The sequence below is a fragment of the Streptomyces sp. Ru71 genome (assembly GCF_002920535.1).
In the GTDB taxonomy this organism is placed as follows: domain Bacteria; phylum Actinomycetota; class Actinomycetes; order Streptomycetales; family Streptomycetaceae; genus Streptomyces.
The window spans coordinates 186,262-203,499 of the sequence record NZ_PQSS01000004.1 but is presented as its reverse complement, the minus strand read 5'-3'; the positions used below and the strand labels follow the sequence as shown (position 1 = coordinate 203,499).

General features: G+C 72.5%; 16 protein-coding genes. 6 read left to right on the top strand and 10 right to left on the bottom strand.

Going from position 1 to position 17,238, the window contains the following annotated elements; all coding sequences use genetic code 11:
* Positions 1–339: 339 nt before the first annotated feature.
* On the bottom strand, positions 340–1,281 hold the full coding sequence (locus C3489_RS04595) for a diiron oxygenase (RefSeq protein ID WP_103780124.1): 942 nt from the start codon (positions 1,279–1,281) through the stop codon (positions 340–342).
* A gap of 171 nt (positions 1,282–1,452) precedes the next feature.
* Here C3489_RS04595 and C3489_RS04590 point away from each other — a divergent pair, with 171 nt between their 5' ends.
* A complete protein-coding gene (locus C3489_RS04590) occupies positions 1,453–2,562 on the top strand; it encodes a ferritin-like domain-containing protein (protein WP_103780122.1) in 1,110 nt (369 codons plus the stop codon).
* A gap of 224 nt (positions 2,563–2,786) precedes the next feature.
* Entirely contained in the window at positions 2,787–3,434 is a 648-nt protein-coding gene (locus C3489_RS04585; RefSeq protein WP_308460800.1) for a hypothetical protein, read from the top strand.
* A gap of 6 nt (positions 3,435–3,440) precedes the next feature.
* On the opposite strand, the gene C3489_RS04580 is transcribed toward C3489_RS04585, so the two are convergent.
* From C3489_RS04580 to C3489_RS38990, 4 genes are read right to left on the bottom strand one after another with little or no spacing between them, the layout of a single operon-like run.
* Positions 3,441–3,959 (bottom strand): DUF3291 domain-containing protein, encoded by a 519-nt coding sequence (locus C3489_RS04580; RefSeq protein ID WP_103780118.1) that lies wholly within the window; start codon positions 3,957–3,959, stop codon positions 3,441–3,443.
* Positions 3,960–4,004: 45 nt separating this feature from the next.
* The gene (locus C3489_RS04575; protein ID WP_103780116.1) at positions 4,005–5,462 is read right to left on the bottom strand and encodes a penicillin-binding transpeptidase domain-containing protein; all 1,458 of its coding nucleotides are present in this window, start codon (positions 5,460–5,462) and stop codon (positions 4,005–4,007) included.
* Complete coding sequence (locus C3489_RS04570; protein ID WP_103780114.1) at positions 5,459–6,826, bottom strand: FtsW/RodA/SpoVE family cell cycle protein; 1,368 nt, start codon at positions 6,824–6,826, stop codon at positions 5,459–5,461. Before C3489_RS04570 ends, C3489_RS04575 begins: the two co-directional genes overlap by 4 nt.
* Positions 6,827–6,881: 55 nt before the next feature.
* Positions 6,882–7,085, bottom strand: a complete 204-nt coding sequence (locus C3489_RS38990) for an SH3 domain-containing protein (RefSeq protein ID WP_219821923.1) — start codon at positions 7,083–7,085, stop codon at positions 6,882–6,884.
* Position 7,086: 1 nt separating this feature from the next.
* Between C3489_RS38990 and C3489_RS38535 the strand changes: the two genes are divergently transcribed.
* Positions 7,087–7,485: a hypothetical protein gene (locus tag C3489_RS38535; protein WP_181139488.1), complete on the top strand. Its 399-nt coding sequence runs from the start codon at positions 7,087–7,089 to the stop codon at positions 7,483–7,485.
* 239 nt (positions 7,486–7,724) lie between these two features.
* Here C3489_RS38535 and C3489_RS04560 read toward each other — a convergent pair whose 3' ends face one another.
* The 3 genes from C3489_RS04560 to C3489_RS04550 form a co-directional block, all read right to left on the bottom strand.
* Positions 7,725–8,996 carry a HAMP domain-containing sensor histidine kinase gene (locus tag C3489_RS04560; RefSeq protein ID WP_103780112.1) on the bottom strand — a complete coding sequence of 424 codons (1,272 nt, stop codon included), beginning with the start codon at positions 8,994–8,996 and terminating at the stop codon, positions 7,725–7,727.
* Positions 8,997–9,010: 14 nt separating this feature from the next.
* Positions 9,011–9,802, bottom strand: a complete 792-nt coding sequence (locus C3489_RS04555) for a hypothetical protein (protein WP_258054554.1) — start codon at positions 9,800–9,802, stop codon at positions 9,011–9,013.
* Between the two features lie 131 nt (positions 9,803–9,933).
* Complete coding sequence (locus tag C3489_RS04550; RefSeq protein ID WP_181139482.1) at positions 9,934–10,440, bottom strand: dual specificity protein phosphatase family protein; 507 nt, start codon at positions 10,438–10,440, stop codon at positions 9,934–9,936.
* A 117-nt stretch (positions 10,441–10,557) separates the two neighbouring features.
* Between C3489_RS04550 and C3489_RS04545 the strand changes: the two genes are divergently transcribed.
* The gene (locus C3489_RS04545) at positions 10,558–11,361 is read left to right on the top strand and encodes a nuclease-related domain-containing protein (RefSeq protein WP_103780108.1); all 804 of its coding nucleotides are present in this window, start codon (positions 10,558–10,560) and stop codon (positions 11,359–11,361) included.
* Between the two features lie 121 nt (positions 11,362–11,482).
* Here C3489_RS04545 and ligD read toward each other — a convergent pair whose 3' ends face one another.
* Positions 11,483–12,364: a non-homologous end-joining DNA ligase gene (gene ligD / locus C3489_RS04540; protein WP_103780106.1), complete on the bottom strand. Its 882-nt coding sequence runs from the start codon at positions 12,362–12,364 to the stop codon at positions 11,483–11,485.
* A 71-nt stretch (positions 12,365–12,435) separates the two neighbouring features.
* Between ligD and C3489_RS04535 the strand changes: the two genes are divergently transcribed.
* On the top strand, positions 12,436–13,461 hold the full coding sequence (locus C3489_RS04535) for a Ku protein (RefSeq protein WP_103780148.1): 1,026 nt from the start codon (positions 12,436–12,438) through the stop codon (positions 13,459–13,461).
* Between the two features lie 527 nt (positions 13,462–13,988).
* On the opposite strand, the gene C3489_RS04530 is transcribed toward C3489_RS04535, so the two are convergent.
* Entirely contained in the window at positions 13,989–15,749 is a 1,761-nt protein-coding gene (locus C3489_RS04530) for a beta-ketoacyl synthase (protein WP_258054553.1), read from the bottom strand.
* A 574-nt stretch (positions 15,750–16,323) separates the two neighbouring features.
* Between C3489_RS04530 and C3489_RS04525 the strand changes: the two genes are divergently transcribed.
* On the top strand, positions 16,324–17,106 hold the full coding sequence (locus C3489_RS04525) for a DMT family transporter (protein ID WP_258054551.1): 783 nt from the start codon (positions 16,324–16,326) through the stop codon (positions 17,104–17,106).
* Positions 17,107–17,238: the final 132 nt, after the last annotated feature.

Here is a 17,238-nt window from a genome sequence, read left to right as displayed (position 1 = left end):
GGGCCGGGTCGGGGGTGTCCGTCCTCGGTCCGGCCACTGTCCCCGACGCGGTGAGGGTCGGCGGTGCCGGCCGCTGCGGGCGGACACCCCCACCCGTCCCCTTCTCGCCGTGGGCGGCTCTCCCGCTCCGTAGCTGCGGGCAGTCGTGCCGCTGGGGCGGCACGGGTGGGCGCTGGGGGTCCCCCCTGCTCGAAGAGCTTGGGGGAGGCACCCCGCCAGCGCCGGTGAGCGAAACCCACCCCCGGCCCGCCGTGGCGCGGGTGCCGAAGCGACGCCGGGCTGCATACCCACCCCCGGCCCGCTGCAGTGCCGGTGCCAGTGAACGCGGCCCCCGCAGGGTTACGCCAGCAGGCCGGACGACTTCCACAGGCGGCGGCCCACTCCTCGGAGGACTCCGATGTCGTCCAGGAAGTCCGTCAAGCGCTTCGCGCCGGTCTGCATGACCTCTCGGCGGTGGCCGCTGGCCTTGACCTGCGCCATGGCCTCCCGCTTGTCCAGGCCCACGTTGGTGTAGACCTCGGGGTTGATGAAGGCCACCGAGAAGACCCGGGCGAACTCCCCGGACGTGACCCGGGTGAACTCCTGCGACCACTTCGGCGCCGTCAGCATCTGGCGCCGCAGCTCCTCACGGGCGTAGCGGACGTGACGGGCCTCCTCCACGACGTGGATGCGCGTCACGCCACGGATGAGGGGCTGCACCCGCTCGTCCGGGAACGTCAGCCGCTGCATCCAGTCCAGCACCTCCTCGCCGAGCAGCGTGGCCGTGAAGGACCCCGGCGTGGTGGAGATCGTCTTGAACAGGCGGCCCAGGTTCTGGTGCACCCGGCTCACCGGGTACCAGGGCGTCCCGCCCCGGGAGATCACCCGCGCGAACATCTTGGAGTGCCGGCACTCGTCCTCGATCTCGGTGAGGGCGTAGCGGACGTGCGCGCTCGTCGCCGCCTTGTCGTAGATGTGGCGGACCAGGAGCTGCATGAGGATCAGCTCGAACCAGATGCCGAGTGAGGCGAGCGCCGCGGCCTCGTGCTGGGAGAGCGCGATCCGCTGCTCCTCGCTCATCCGCTTCCACAGCGGTGTGTCGTACAGCGACACCAGCTCTGGCGGCCAGAACCACTTGCCCTCCTCGAAGGGCGCGTCCCAGTCCAGCTCCTTGTCCGGGTCGAAGGAGTGCTTCGCGGAGGAGGCGAGGAGGCGTTCGGCCACCTGTTCGCGGTCCTTGAGCAGGCCGAGCGCGTCGCGCAGGCCGTCCAGCGCATCGGCTTCCGTCAGGGTCGTCGTCATGGCTCATCCACCTCGTCGTGCGGGGGGGGCAGGGCGGAGTTACCCGCCGGTCACGTTCTCTTATGAGACTGCTTGTCAGCAAGCTCGTCAATCCCCCGTGCAGCAACTCGCGCGACCTGTGTGCGCAGGAACTCGTTGACCCCGTGTCCGGCCCGTGTGAGCCTGCCAGGCATGCCGACCTTCGATCTCTACGCCGACGACCCGGGCGCCTCGCACTGGGAGGTGCCCGCATCCGGCGCGGCCCGGTTCAGCTGGGAGTACGACGACGGCCGCGACCGCCTGCTCGCCCTGTACCAGAAGGGCAAGGACAAGCAGTGGGACGGGGCCAAGCGCATCGACTGGGATCTGGAGGTCGACCCCTACGACCCCCTCGGCACGCCGGACGAGGCCATGTCCGTGTACGGCAGCCGGTACTGGGCGAAGATGTCCGACCGCGACCGGGCCGAGCTGCGCCGGCACTACGCCTCCTGGCAGTTCAGCCAGTTTCTGCACGGTGAGCAGGGCGCCATGATCTGCGCGGCGCGGATCGTGGAGTCGGCGCCGGACATGGACGCCAAGTTCTACTCCGCCACCCAGACCATGGACGAGGCCCGGCACGCCGAGATCTACGGCCGTTTCCTGCACGAGAAGATCGGGCTGGTCTATCCGATCAACGACAATCTGCAGGCCCTGCTGGGCGACACGCTGCGGGACAGCCGGTGGGACATGCCCTACCTGGGGATGCAGGTGCTCATCGAGGGGCTGGCGCTGGCCGCCTTCGGGATGATTCGGGACACGACGAACAAGCCGCTGCCCAAGCAGATACTCGCCTATGTGATGCAGGACGAGGCCCGGCACGTCGCTTTCGGGCGGATGGCGCTGCGGGACTACTACCGGCAGCTCACCGATGCCGAGTTGCGCGAGCGCGAGGAGTTCGTCATCGAGGGCTGCTATCTGATGCGCGACCGGCTGCGGGGGACCGAGGTCCTGGAGAACTTCGGGATCCCCAAGGCCGAGGCCGAGCAGCTCAGTGAGAAGTCCGAGTTCCTGCGGCTGTTCCGCAAGCTGCTGTTCAGCCGGATCGTGCCGTGCGTGAAGGACATCGGGCTGTGGGGCAAGCGCCTGCAGGAGGCGTATGTCGACCTGGGCGTGCTGGAGTTGGGCGACTCCGACCTGGACCTGCTGATGAACCAGGACGAGGAGATCGCCGAACGGCTCGACGCCGAGCGCTTCGCGGCGGAGGAGAGGGAGCGGGTCGCGGAGGTCGCCGAGGCCATCGAGGAGGGGGCGGGCGGCGCCTGACGCCCCTGGAGTACGGTTCTGGCGTGTCCACGCCTCCTCAGAATCCTTACCCTCAGCAGAATCCGTACGGGCAGCAGCCCGGCCCGTACGGGCAGCAGCCGGGTCCCTACGGTCAGCCTCCCGCCCAGGGTCATCCGCCGTACGGGCAGCAGCCGCCCGGTCCGTACGGGCAGCAGCCGCCTGCTCCCTACCCCGCGCAGCCAGGGGGGTGGGGCGCCCCGCCGATGGCCCCGCCGCCCAGGAAGCGGCGCGGGCTGGTGCTCGGCATAGTCGGCGGGGTCGTCGCCCTGATCGTGGTGGTCGTGGCGGCCCTGGCGCTCGCCGGATCCAAGGGCGGCGGCTTCCCCGAGGCCAAGAACAAGCTGGTGCTGTCCAAGACGCTGCTCGCCGGCCGCTACACGCTCAGCCAGGACCTGTCCGGCTCCGAGGGGCAGAAGATCGAGGACGAGGCCGACGGGTCCTGGGACGCCAAGGACACCCACGCCGTCGTCGGCCAGTACGCCCTGGGCGGCGACCAGACCAAGGGCACCCTGGTGGTCTCCGGCATGTACGGGCGGTTCAAGCGCACCGACCAGGCCCGGAACAGCATGATGAAGGGGGCCCAGGAGGGGGACGGCGCCAAGGTCGTCGTACCGCCGAAGGACTTCCATCCCGACAGCTCCGGCATCACCGTCACCTGCGAGGTGCTCACCCAGGAGCAGATGGGCACCACCCTGACGGTGCCGATCTGCGGCTGGGTCGACGACAACACCGGTGCCTCGATCGCCGAGATCACCGCCGAGACCATGACCCAGGACCCGCAGAAGGTCGACCTGGAGGCCGCCGCCAAGACGGCCCTCCAGGTCCGCGCCGAGCTGATCAAGCCGGTCTAGGCCCGGCTACACGGGGCACTCCAGGTCCTCGGCGGCGCCCCGGGCCGGGGAGGCGCCGAGGACCGGGTCCGCGTGCTGCGCCGGGAACGTCGTACGCAGCGTGAAGGCGTACGGCGTGGGGCCGTTGGCCCGCAGGTGCAGCAGCCGGGCCTCGGCCTCGGCGACCGTCGGGCGGTGGCCGGCCGGCACCCACCACAGGGTCGCCATCGCCTCCGACACCCGCTCGAACCACTCCCGGCGGCGGGCCAGCATCTCCCGGTGCCGGCCCTGGTACATGAACGCCGTCAGCGCGTTGGTGTCCCGCCACACCGACATGTTGATGATCAGCCACTCGTCGCCGAAGACCGCGATGTCGGTGGCGTCGCCGCCCTCGCTCTGCAGCCGCCACACGAAGCCGTCCGCCGCGTCGGCGTCGGCGTTGACCGGGTCGAGGCTGTCCACGAAGTCCTTCAACTCCGGTGAGTCGAGGGGGAATCTGAGACGTGCGATGTTCACCTGGGCGAGTTCGTACGCGGTGTCGGTCATGGCCGCACGGTAGGTCGGTGTATCCGTTCCGCGGTAGTGCCCGTCTCAGGAAGTGAGCACCGCCTGCATCACCGCCCGCGCGATCGGCGCCGCCGTTCCCCCGCCGCTGATCTCCCCGCGGTTCGCCGAGGCGTCCTCCACCACCACCGCCACCGCGACCCGCGCCTCCATGTCCCGCTCGTCCTGCGCCCACGACACGAACCAGGCGTACGGCGTACCGGAGTTGCCCAGGCCGTGCTGCGCGGTGCCGGTCTTGCCGCCCACCAGCGCGCCGGGGATCGCCGCGTTGGTGCCGGTGCCCTCGCGCACCACGCCCTCCATCAGCTCCCGCAGCTTCGCCGCCGTCGACGGGAGCATCACCTGCCGCGCCGGACGCGGCCCGGCCGTGCGGACCGTCGCGCCGCCGCGCCGGGCGGTGCGCTCCACCAGATACGGCGGCCGCAGCTGGCCCCCGTCGGCCACCGCCGCCGCGACCATCGCCATCTGCAGCGGCGTGGCCCGCGTGTTGTACTGGCCGATCGACGACAGCGCCAGCTGCGCCCGGTCCACGGTGGTGTCGAAGGTGCTCCGCGCCACCGAGAAGGGAATCCGCAGGCGGGGGTCGTTGAAGCCGAACCTCTCGGCCGTGCGCACCATCCGCTCCGCCCCCACGTCCACCCCGAGCTTGGCGAACACCGTGTTGCAGGACCACTCGAACGCGTCCCGCAACGAGGCGTCCTGGCAGCCGTCGCCCTCGTTCGTCAGCCGCGTCGTCGTCCCCGGCAGCCGGTAGGGGTCCGGCGAGTCGGTCGGCTCGTCCAGGTTCCGGATCAGGCGTGCGTCCAGCGCCGCCGCCGCGGTGACCACCTTGAAGGTGGAGCCCGGCGGATACGTCTGGCGCACGGCCCGGTTCAGCATCGGCTTGTCGGGGTTGTCGTTCAGCTGCGCCCAGGCGCGGGCCGCCTCCGGCCCGTTGCCCGACAGCACCCCGGGGTCGTACGACGGGGCGGACACCAGCGCCAGGATGCGTCCCGTCGACGGTTCGATCGCGGCCACCGCGCCCTTGCGCCCGGCCAGCCCCCGGTACGCCGCCCGCTGCGCCTCGGGGTCGAGGGTGGTCACCACGTCGCCGCCCGGGTCACGGGCCCGGGTCAGCTCGCCCAGCAGCGGCAGCGACGACAGCATCGGGTCGGTGCCGGACAGCACGGCGTCCTCGGTGTGCTCCAGCAGGGTCGTGCCGTACACCTGCGAGGCGAACCCGGTGACGGGCGCGTACAACGGGCCGTCGGTGTAGGCGCGTTCGAAGCGCAGCTGCTCGCCGGTGTCCCGGGAGGCGGTGACCGGCCGGCCGCCGACCAGGATGTCGCCGCGCGGCTGGGCGTAGCGGGCGATGGTCGGACGCCGGTTGGCCGGGTTGCCGTCGTAGCCGTGCGCGACCACGAGCTGCACCCGGGCCGCGTTGACCAGCAGCGCGGTCAGCAGCAGGGCGCAGAAGAACGCGGCGTGGCGGATGTAGCGGGTCATGGCGCCTCCGGGGTCGCGCCGGGCCGGCGGGCCGAGTCGCTGAGGCGGATGAGCAGCGCCAGGATCGCCCAGTTGGTGACGACGGAGGACCCGCCCTGCGCCAGGAACGGCATCGCCATCCCGGTCAGCGGGATCAGCCCGGTCACCCCGCCCGCGATGACGAACACCTGCAGCGCGACGATCGAGGCGAGCCCCACGGCGAGCAGCCGCCCGAAGGGGTCGCGCAGCGCCAGCCCGGCCCGGTACCCGCGCTCCACGAGCAGCCCGTAGAGGAGGAAGACCGCGGACAGACCCACCAGGCCCAGCTCCTCCCCGGCGGTGGCCAGGATGAAGTCGGACTTGGCGGCGAAGCCGATGAGGACGGAGTGCCCGAGGCCCAGCCCGGTGCCGAGCAGCCCGCCCGCCGCGAAGGCGAACAGCGACTGGGAGAGCTGGTTGGGGCCCTGCCCGGCCTCGATCGTGGCGAACGGATGCAGCCAGTCCTCGATGCGGGCGTGCACATGCGGCTCCAGCCGCCCCACGGCGACGGCGCCCAGCGCGGCGAGCAGCAGGCCGACGGCGATCCACCCCGAGCGCCCCGTGGCGACGTAGAGAAGCACCACGAAGAGTCCGAAGAAGAGGAGCGAGGTCCCCAGGTCCCGCTCCAGCACCAGCACGCCCACGCTCACCAGCCACACGGCGACGATCGGCCCGAGCACCCGTCCGGTGGGCACCTGCAGCCGCCACACCCGGCGTCCGGCGTACGTCAGCGCGGTGCGGTTGGCGGCGAGGTAGGCGGCGAAGAAGACGGCCAGCAGCACCTTGGCGAACTCGCCGGGCTGAATGGAGAACCCGGCGATCCGGATCCAGATCCGGGCGCCGTTCACGGCCGGGAAGAGGATCGGCAGCGTGAGCAGCGCGAGCGCGGCGGCCACGCACACGTAGGCGTAGCGCTGCAGTACGCGGTGGTCGCGCAGCATCGCGACGACGATGATGAACAGCCCCACGCCGAGCGTCGACCACACCAGCTGGGTGGGGGCGGCCCGGTCGGCGGGCGTCTCCAGGTCGAGCCGGTAGATGAGCACGAGCCCGAGCCCGTTGAGCAGGACGCCGATCGGCAGCAGCAGCGGATCGGCGTGCCGGGCGCGCAGCCGGACCATCACATGCGCCAGCAGCGCGAGGACGCCGAGCCCGGCGCCGTAGCCGGCGGCGCCGGGCGGCACTGCGCCGGTGCGGGCCAGTCCCACCGCGCAGTAGCCGTACACCGACAGCAGGACGGCGACGACGATGAGGGTGAGCTCGACCCCGCGGCGCCGGGGGAGGGGGACCGGGGGAGCGGGGGCGTCCGCCGCTGCCACGGTGATTCCGGTTCCGGCCTTCATCATGTCCGGAACTTACCCAAATAGGGCGGCTTGTGCTGCGTCCTGGGCTGAGGGTGTGTCAGCACCAGCGCGGGGAGGACCCGAAGACCTGGATGGAGCGGGCCGGGCCCCACGCCCAGGTGCCGTCCGTCAGCAGGTACCACAGGCCGTCGCCGCCCTGGCCGCGGGTCTTGCAGAAGATGCTGACGACGTCACCGCGGTGGACGGCACGGATGACCTGGCTGCCGCGGGTGGGCGCGCTGCGCAACAGCAGCGTCCCCACGGTGACCCGTCCCCTGGCCCAGCCGCCCGTCGTGCTCACCCCCCTGCTCCTGCCATCCCCCCTCCTCGTCGCGCCCTCCCTGGCCCTGGCCGCTCTCCTCGTCGCGTCCACCCTGGCCCTGGCCGCTGTCCTCGTCGCGTCCTCCCTGCCCCTGCCCTTGGCCCTGCCCCTGCCCCTGCCCTTGGCCCTGCCCCTGCCCCTGCCCTTGGCCCTGACCTTGGCCCTGACCTTGGCTCTGTCCCTCCCCCTGCCCCTGTCCGCCGCCCTGCTGCTGCCAGTTCGTGCCGGAGCCGCCCTCGTCGGAGGCGCCCTCGTCGCCCCGGCCGGCGTCCTCCTGGCCGGACGCGGAGGGGTCGTCGTCGCTTCCCCACCCTTGCCCGGTCTGCTGCCCGGAGGCTGACGGGTCGTCGCCCCAGTCGTCGTCGGCGAGGGCGGGCGTGGCCACGACGGATGTGACGAGCACGGCACTGGCGGCGGCTATGGCGAACCGGGCGAGCCGGCGACGGCGCTGGGACATGGGGGTACCTCCATGAGGGGCGAAAGCTGACCAATCGCCACGTTAGGAGCGCCCACGCCCGGCCGCGCGCCACGCTGGTCCATCGGGGAGACCCGGCCCGACCGCGTGGCGCCCGCGAAGAGTCAGTCGGACGAGTCCCGTACTCCTGGTGGAGCCGGCGGCAGGGTGAGGGTGGCCAGGGCTCCGCCGTCCGGTGCGTTCGTGAACGTGAGGTGGGCGCCCAGTACCTCCGACTGGCCCAGGGCGATCGTCAGGCCCAGGCCGTGGCCCTTCGCGCCGCCCTCGGTGCGGAACCGCTGCGGGCCGTGGGCCACGAGGTAGTCCGGATAGCCGTCCCCGTGGTCGCGTACGGTCACCACCGGCCCGTCCACCGTCACCACCACCGGCGCCCGCCCGTGCGCGTGCGCGTTGGACACGAGGTTGCCCAGCACCCGCTCCAGCCGCCGCCGGTCCGTCTCCACCCGGGCGTCCCGCACGACCCGCACCCGCGTCGGCGTCCCCGACGCCCGCACCACCCGCTCGGCCAGCGCCCCCAGTTCCTCGCTGTCCACCTCCAGCCGCTCCCGGCCGGTGTCCAGCCGGGAGATCTCCAGCAGGTCCTCGGTGAGGGTGCGCAGCGCGGCCACCCGGTCCCGCACCAGTTCCGTCGGCCGCCCCGGCGGCAGCAGTTCCGCCGCCGCGTGCAGCCCGGTCAGCGGCGTGCGCAGCTCGTGCGCCACGTCCGCCGTGAACCGCTGCTCCGCCAGCAGCTTGCCCTGCAGCGACGCGGCCATGGAGTCCAGCGCGGCCGCGACCGCGGCGACCTCGTCCTGGGGCCGGGACGGGTCCCCGGCCCGCGGATCGTTCACCCGCGCGTCCAGGTCCCCGGCGCTGATCCGCCGCGCCACCCGTGCCGTGGCGTGCATCCGCCGTGTCACCCGGGTCACCGCGAACGCCCCCACCAGCACCGTCGCCCCGATGGCGAGCGCCGAGGACCACAGGATCGCCGAGTCCAGGCCCTGGATGGTGCGGGCCTGCTGGGCGTAGTCCACGCGTACGGCGAGCGCGTGGCCGCCCTCCACCGGCCCCGCCGCCCACATCGCGGGCTGCCCGCGGTGCTCACCGACCATCGTGCCGCGCCGCCCGGCAGCAGCGAGCCCGCGCAGCGGACGGGGCAGGTCCACGGGGTCCACCGCGGCCTCCGGCAGCAGCGTGTCCCCGGCCTCGAAGGCCTGCGTGGCGTCCGCCAGCCGGGCCAGCGCCAGGTCGCGGGCCTGGCCCACGGTCTGGTTCGTGACCTGCACATGCACCAGCACCCCGAGCAGCGCGGCCAGCGCGCAGCACATCACGGTGATGAAGACCGCCGCCTTCACCGCAAGTGCCCCGGACCACTGGGGCAGCACCGGTCGTCTCATCAGCGCCGGTCGTCTCACCGCGCACCTGCCGACCCGGAGGCCGACGGCGAACCGGACGGCGAGCGCGAGGACGAACCGGACGGCGAGGGGGAGGCCGGCTTGCGCGACGGATGACGCCCGTGCCCGTCACCCGCCGTGCGCACCATCTCGTCGTGCGTGAGCAGCATCGCCTTCTGGTCGGGGTCCCAGGTCCACTCCAGCCGGTACTCGTAGCGCGCCAGGTCGGACGGCGAGCTGATGACCAGCGAACGCCCGGCCACCTCGACGGCGCTCACGGCGTCCTCCCACTTCATCACCTGCACCAGCCGGTGCCGGTCCACGGTGTACACGCGTACGGCCGTCATCGGCCCGGGCAGCAGCCGGAAGCCCAGCGCCAGGTCGTCGTGCCCGTCCCCGGTCAGGTCCCGGTAGTACGGCTTGAGCACCGGGCACTTGCCCCGTTCGGGCCCCTGATCGCAGTCGTCCAGGAGGCGGGCCGTCTCCGGGAACGTCTCCCCGGCCTTCCCGCCCGTCTTGTACGTGGCCGGATGCGCCGCGATCTCGGCGCGCACGATCGCCGCCGGATCGACCTTGCGGATGTCGTCACCGGGCACCCTCACGCCCTTGACGACCTCGCGCTCCACCTCGTCGATGTCGTACGCCGGGGACGACGCCGGCGTCAGCGACGGCCACAGCCGGGCCGGGCTGACCGCGGTCGGCGTGGGCCCCGCGCCCTGCAGCGCCCCGCTGTCGCCGCAGCCCGCGGAAACCGCCCCCAGCGCGACGGCGAGGACGGCGAGGACGGCACGCGATCGGCGGCGGGGCACGGGACTCCTGTGGGTAGGGATGTGCGAGGGCCCCGTACACCTTATTCGTAGGTAAGTCCTTTTTGCTGACCGAGCGGGCCGCTCGGGCTTGCCCTCACAGAAGGTGTGTTCGGGCCCGCCGACGCAGGAGGCTACTCGGCCAGCTCCTCCAGCAACCGCACCGTCGGCAGCCCGGCCCGCAGGTACGCCACGAACAGCTCGTTGTGCAGGGCCCACGGCGAGCGACGGGACCGTATCAGCCGGATGGCCTCCTCCGCCGAGTGCCCCCGGTGGATCAGCGCCTGCGCCACCACCAGCCCCGAGCGGTTGTAGCCGTGGTAGCAGCGCACCAGGACGCGCCGGCCGTCGTCCAGCGCCTCGCCCACCGCCCGGGCCAGCCGCAGCACACCCGCGAGCTGCGTGCCGTCCAGCGGCCCGTCCGGGATGTCCCACACATGGTGCTCGATCCCGGGATCGGGGCCGTGCCCCGGCAGCCGCAGCAGCGTCTGCACCAGGTCGAACTCGTCCCGCACGACGGCGAACTCCAGCCGTCCGGACGTCCCCCGGAACTCGTGTCCACCCATCCACAGACCAGGCACGATCTCGCTCCACGGGCTGTCCGGAGCGGGTACGTCGGGCTGCTTCCCACGCGTACGCAACGGCGCCTCCCCAACCGCGCTCACCACTGTCCCGCCCGCGCAACTCCCTCCCAAGGTAACCGCCTTCTTGCCCCGGGAGCACCCCGCCTGTTCCCATGGTCGTTGGGGTGATGGTGCATGAGCCGACTGCGCGTCATACCGACCTATCGGCACGGCCACGAACGGCTGTACGTCTGCCTCACGGACGGCCGGCACGTCGCCTGGTACGACCGTGAGGCCGCCCGGGTGAACCTGCTCAGCGAAGACCACCGGGAGGCCGTCCTGGACGCCCTCGGCCCGTTCCTCACCGGCCAGGTCGCGGTGGGCCCGCCACCGGTGCCCACACCCGCCGAACTGGCACGCCTCAGCCTCCACCCGGACGACGACCTCGCCCCCAACCGCCCCGGCGAGGCCCTCCTGGTCGCCCTGGAGCGCGACCCCGGCCCGGCCCACCGGCTGCGCCCGGACCCGCGCCGCCGGGCGCTGGAGGCCGAGCAGACGGTCGGGGAGGCGCTGGACCGGCTGGACGGGGCCGGCTGGCACGCGCTGCACTCGATCCCGCTGCCGGGCGGCGACCGCGTCCACCACCTGCTGATCGGGCCGGGCGGGCTGTACGCGCTGCACGCCGTGCACGCCCGCAAGCAGAAGGCCACGGTCGCCGACCCGATGCTCACCCTGGGCCGCCGCGACCCCGTGCCGCTGCTGCGCGCCGTGCGCGCGAGCGCCGCCCGCGCCTCCTACGCGCTGACCGCCGAGGTCCGCCCGGTGCTGTGCCTGCTCGCACCGGCCGCCGTCAACGTCACCGCTCCGCCGCGCGGGGTGCGGGTCGTGACGGACGCGGACCTGCCCGAGCTGGCCCGACAGGGCGGCGTACTGAAGCCGGCGGACGTGGAGGCACTGCATGCGATGGCCCGCGACCGGAACACGTGGGCCAGGGTCTGAGCGCGGTCTGAGCAGGGGCTGCGCGGTGAGGGGACCGGCCGGCCCGGGGGCGAGCGGTCAGGGAACCGGTCGGGCTCGGGGCTGAGCGGTCAGGGAACCGGTCGGGCTCGGGGCTGAGCGGTCAGGGGACCGTCCCGGCCCGGTCCGGATCGAGCAGCGGGGCCAGCAGGTCGCCGTAGTCCTGCACCCGCGGGGCGAGGTCCCCGGCGCCGAAGGCCAGCTGCTCGGGGGACCCGCACTGCTCGACCTCCTCCCAGGTCACGGGAGTGGACACCCAGGGCCGGGAGCGGGCCCGCAGGGTGTAGGGCGAGGCGGTCGTCTTGCGGGCGGCGTTCTGGCTCCAGTCGACGAACACCTTCCCGGGCCGCAGGCTCCGCGTCATCCGGTGCAGCGCCAGGCGCGGCATGGCCTTCTCCGCCTCGACGGCGAGCCGCTTGGCGTACTCGGAGGTGCGTTCGGACGACGTGGTCCGTACGGCGGCCAGCAGATGCAGCCCCTTGGACCCCGAGGTCTTCGCGTACGCCTCGATCCCGTCCGCCGCCAGCCGCTCCCGCAGCCACAGCGCGACCTCGCAGCACTCGACGATCGTCGCGGGGGCGCCGGGGTCGAGGTCGAAGACGATCCGGTCGGCCTCGTCCGGCGTCTGCACCCGCCACTGGTGCGTGTGGAACTCGGCGACCAGGTTCGCCGCCCACATCAGGCTCGCCAGATCCTGCACCACCACCATCCGCGCCGGCCCCTCCGAGCGGGGCACGGGGGAGGTCGTGACCCAGTCGGGCGTACCGGGGGGCACGTTCTTGGTGAAGAAGACCTGCCCGTCCGGCCCGTCCGGATAGCGCAGGAAGGACACCGCACGGTCGCGCAGATGGGGCAGCAGCACCTCGGCCGTGGTCGCGTAGTAGTGCAGCACCTCGGCCTTGGTGAACCCGGTCGCCGGATAGAGCACCTTCTCCAGGTTGCTGAGCGCGATCCGCCGCCCCTCCACCTCTGTGATCGGCGTCATACGATGAGAATCCCACGCGAATGGGAGATATCCGTACGCATGCGGACGAACCCGACCGAAAGGGTGTGCACGTGAGATCCATATGGAACGGCGCCATCTCGTTCGGCCTGGTCAGCATCCCGATCAAGCTGGTCAACGCGACCGAGAGCCACTCCATCTCGTTCCGCCAGATCCACACCGAGGACGGCGGCCGCATCCGGTACCGCAAGTTCTGCGAGCTGGAGGAGCGCGAGGTCACGCAGTCGGAGATCGGCAAGGGCTACGAGGACGCGGACGGCACGATCATCCCGATCACCGACGAGGACCTGGCCAGCCTGCCCATCCCGACGGCCAAGACCATCGAGATCGTGGCCTTCGTCCCGGCCGACCGGATCGACCCGCTCCAGATGGACGCCGCGTACTACCTCGCCGCGAGCGGCGCCCCCGCCGCCAAGCCGTACACCCTGCTGCGGGAGGCGCTCAAGCGCAGCAACAAGGTCGCCATCGCCAAGTACGCGCTGCGCGGCCGCGAGCGGCTGGGCATGCTGCGCGTCGTCGGCGAGGCCATCGCCATGCACGGCCTGCTGTGGCCCGACGAGGTCCGCGCCCCCGAGGGCGTCGCCCCGGACGCCAACGTCACCGTCCGCGACAAGGAGCTGGACCTGGCGGACGCCCTGATGGACACCCTCGGCGAGGTGGACCTGGAGGACCTGCACGACGAGTACCGGGAGGCCGTCGAGGAGGTCATCGCCGCGAAGGTGGCCGGCGAGGCCCTGCCACAGGCCCCCGAGCCGGCGGCCGGCGGCAAGGTGCTGGACCTGATGGCGGCCCTGGAGAACAGCGTGCGCGCGGCCCGCGAGTCGCGGGGCGAGACCCCGGCGGCGGAGGAGGCCGAGGTCAGGCCACTGCAGCAGCGCAAGCCGACGGCGAAGAAGGCACCCGCCGCGAAGAAGGCACCGGCGGCCGCGTCGAAGAAGACGGCCGCGTCGAAGAAGACGACGGCGAAGAAGACGACGACGAAGTCGGCGCAGAGCACCACGAAGAAGACGGCGTCGACCAAGAGCACGACGAAGAAGACCCCGGCGAAGAAGACGGCGACGCGCAAGCGGACGGCGTGAGGGGGAGCCTGCTCAGGAAGATCCGGTGTTCTGGCTTGTTCTGGCTCGGGTCGTACGGCACGCGCGGCAGGACGTAAGGAGGCTGGCCGTCTTCGCGCCACCTGGTGTTGTGGTCCTGAGGGAAGCCGCTGGGCTGGCGCGGTGTGAGGGGTTGCCATCCATCGGAGTGCTGGCCCCGATCATATGTCGCCCGGGGCCTGCGGCGGGCGGGCCGGCTTCCCGCCCCCGGTGTTCTGGTCCCGGGGCGTGCGCCGCTGCCGCTGGCCCGGCGCGGCGGGTGGTGGTCGTCGTCTCAGCGCCACCATCCGGTCTTCCGCCCCGGGCCGACGCGACCCGCCGCAGACCCAGCGAGGTGCGCCCGCCGTCTTCCGGCGGCCCGGTACGCCGGCCCCAGGCCCACGCCACCTGCCGCAGGAGTGGCGCCGCGCCCGCTGTCCCCCCGCCACCAGTGCCCCGGCCCGGGGCGTGCCCCGGCAGGCCCTACACGGCGCGCGCCACCCCCCACCACCGGCGCTCCAGCCCCGGCCCTACGCCACCCGCCGCAGCGCCAGCACGGCGTTGTGGCCGCCGAAGCCGAACGAGTTGCTGAGCACCAGGTCCCCGTCCCGCGGCAGCTCGCGCGCCGCGCCGGTCACGACGTCCAGCCCGATCCCGTCGTCCACCTCCGCGCACCCCACGGTCGGCGGTACGACCCCGTCCCGCAGCGTGAGCACGGCGGCGACGGCCTCGACACCGCCCGCGGCCCCCTGCAGATGCCCGAGGTGCCCCTTGAGCGCGGTGACCGGCACGGCCCGCTCGCCCAGTACGTCCCGCAGCGCCGCGGCCTCCGCGAGATCCCCCTCCACGGTCGCCGTGGCGTGCGCGTTGACGTGTACGACGTCCACGACATGCCCCCCGGCGTCCCGCAGGGCCCGCCGCAGCGCGAGCGCGACGCCGCTGCCGCTGGGATCGGGCGCGGCCATGTGGTGGGCGTCGGCGGACAGCCCCCAGCCGGCGGCCTCGCAGTAGATCCGCGCACCGCGGGCCCGGGCGTGCTCCTCGGCCTCCAGGACGAGCACCCCGGCGCCCTCTCCGTTGACGAACCCGTCCCGGTCCTTGGCGAAGGGCCGCGAGGGCGAGACCTCGCTGTCGACGCCGTGCTGGGACAGCGCCCGCATGGCGGCGAACGAGGCCATGATCGCCGGCGTGATCACCGCTTCGGCACCCCCGGCGAGGGCGACGTCGACGCGGCCGTACCGTATGCGGTCGATGGCCTCCCCGATGGCCTCGGTCCCCGACGCGCAGGCACTGGTCACGGTCCGGGCCTCCCCGGTGATGTGCAGGTCGAGGGAGACCTGCGAGGCGGCCTGCGAGGGCACGGTCATCGGCGTGGTGAGCGGCGACACGCCCCGGGGCCCGCGCTCGCGCAGCTTGCGGTCGCCGCCGACGAGCACGGACGCGTCCCCGAGGATGGCCCCGAGACTGACCCCGACCCGCGCCGGATCGACGCCGCTGGCCTCGGTCCCCCCGTCCTGGAACCCGGCGTCCGCCCACGCCTCCCGACCCGCCAGCACGGCGAACTGCGCGGCCCGGTTCATCCGCCGCGCGGCCGCACGCGGCAGCACCTCGGCCGGATCGACGGGCACGACCCCGGCGACCCGCACCGGCAACTCGGCGAACTCGGGATCATCGACCTCCCGGATCCCGTGCCGCCCGTCGAGCAGCCCCCGCCACAGTTCCCCGACACCGAGACCGAACGGTGTGACGGCACCCAGCCCGGTGACGACGACCCGGCGGGGCCGCGCAGCGGCGGCCTCGGCGACGGCCCGCGCCCGGTACCGCACGACGACCTCGCCACCCGACCGGGCGACGGCCGCCCACTCCCGCACGTCCTCGTCGGAGTGAGCGACACCACTCCCGGCATCGAGATCCTCATGCCACACCCCCCACCGCCGTACGTAGGTCACCTCGACGGCGTCGGGATCGACGACCCGAAGGACACCGACCCGGTCCCCGTCCCGGAACGGAACACCCTCCAGGTCCGCCGACTCCATCAGCGGCACGCTCGCGGGATCCACCCGCCGCCCGCCGACGGTGACCCGGGCCTCCCGCGCGACGACTTCCTCCCGCTCCCCACCCCCGAGCGCGGGCCGCACGGTGAGCCGAATCCACTCGGGAGCCTCCGGCAGGGTGTGCAGGACGACGTACCACCACCCCCGCTCGGCACCCGCGGGGGCAAGGTCGATGAGATCCCCCGGTATGACCTCGGCGGCGCTGACGGAGTGGGGATTGAGGGGGAGTCGGCTCATGGACGTATCGAACGAATCGTGCGAATGGGACATGACGCAACACACTTCCTGTGCCCGAAGTGGCGTAAAGCGGACGGGAATGAGTGAAGCGTCCGAAAGGCGAAAAAACCACAGTTGAAAGCCGAACCTGAGAACTGCGTCACGTGACGTACGCCACTGCACAAGCCCGACGAACCGTCAGGAAACTTCCCCCCGAGGCGGGTTGCCGATCCCACCGACCAACACCTGTGGCCGAAGTCACGCGGTCGCGGCGCGGGGCAGACCGGTCCGGTCGAGCAGCGGGTCGGCGGCGGCTCGGCGCAGCAGGGAATGCGGGGACACGGCGCAGGCGCCGAACAGCCGACGTCCGGCTCCAGCAGCAGGACTGGACCGGCGAGCAGGGCGCGGCGCTGCCGGGCCCCGATGGCCCGACGGCCGTGACGGAAAACCAGGTGACGCACAGCACCCGTTCTCCGACAATCCACGCGTGGCCACGACGAATGCCAAAAGCCCCGAACGCAGCACTCCCCTCGCTGAATTGACGGGTAGGGCCTTCGGCGCGATCCCACCGACGGCACTGGTACTGCTCGGCATCGTGAGCGTTCAGCTGGGCTCGGCACTGGCCAAGCACCTGTTCAGCGAGGTGGGCAGTTTCGGAACGGTGGCGTTACGCCTGTTCTTCGCGGCAGCGGTACTGCTCCTGACCTGGCGCCCGTCCCTGCGCATGAACCGCCGCACCTGGACAGTCATCCTCGCCTACGGCGTGACGCTGGGCCTGATGAACCTGTGCTTCTACCTCTCACTGTCCCGAATCCCCCTGGGAATCGCGGTGACCGTGGAGTTCCTCGGCCCCTTGGGCGTGGCCCTGCTCGGGTCGCGGCGCTGGCTGGACGCGTTCTGGGCCCTGCTGGCGGCAGGCGGCGTGATCCTGCTGATGGAGGGCCGAGGCGACCTCAACCTCACGGGCCTCCTGTTCGCCCTGGCCGCAGGTGCCTGCTGGGGCTTGTACATCCTGGTCGGCGCGGCACTGGGCCGCCACACCACGGAAGGCAACGGCCTGGCCCTGGGCATGGCCGTGGCAGCCCTGATGACCGTCCCCGTCGGACTGTCCGACAGCGGAACGGCCCTGTTCCACCCATGGATCCTGCTGGCAGGCCTGGGCGTGGCCCTGCTCTCGTCGGTGATCCCCTACTCCCTGGACCTGGAAGCCCTGCGCAGGATCCCCCCACGAGTCTTCGGCATCCTGATGAGCCTGGAACCAGCGATGGCGGCCCTGATAGGCCTCGTCGTACTGGGTGAGTCGCTCCGCTGGTCGCAGTGGGTGGCGGTGATATGCGTGGTGGCCGCCTCAGCGGGCGCGTCCCGCGCCAGTCCCTGACCCGGCCGCACGGTTACCCGAGGGAAGCGAACGGGTTGGAGAACGAGGCCCCGGAAAGAACCCACTTCAGTCCTACGGGATCCAGTGATACTGGCTGGCCTGGTGTGAGACGATGCATGATCGACTGTGCCA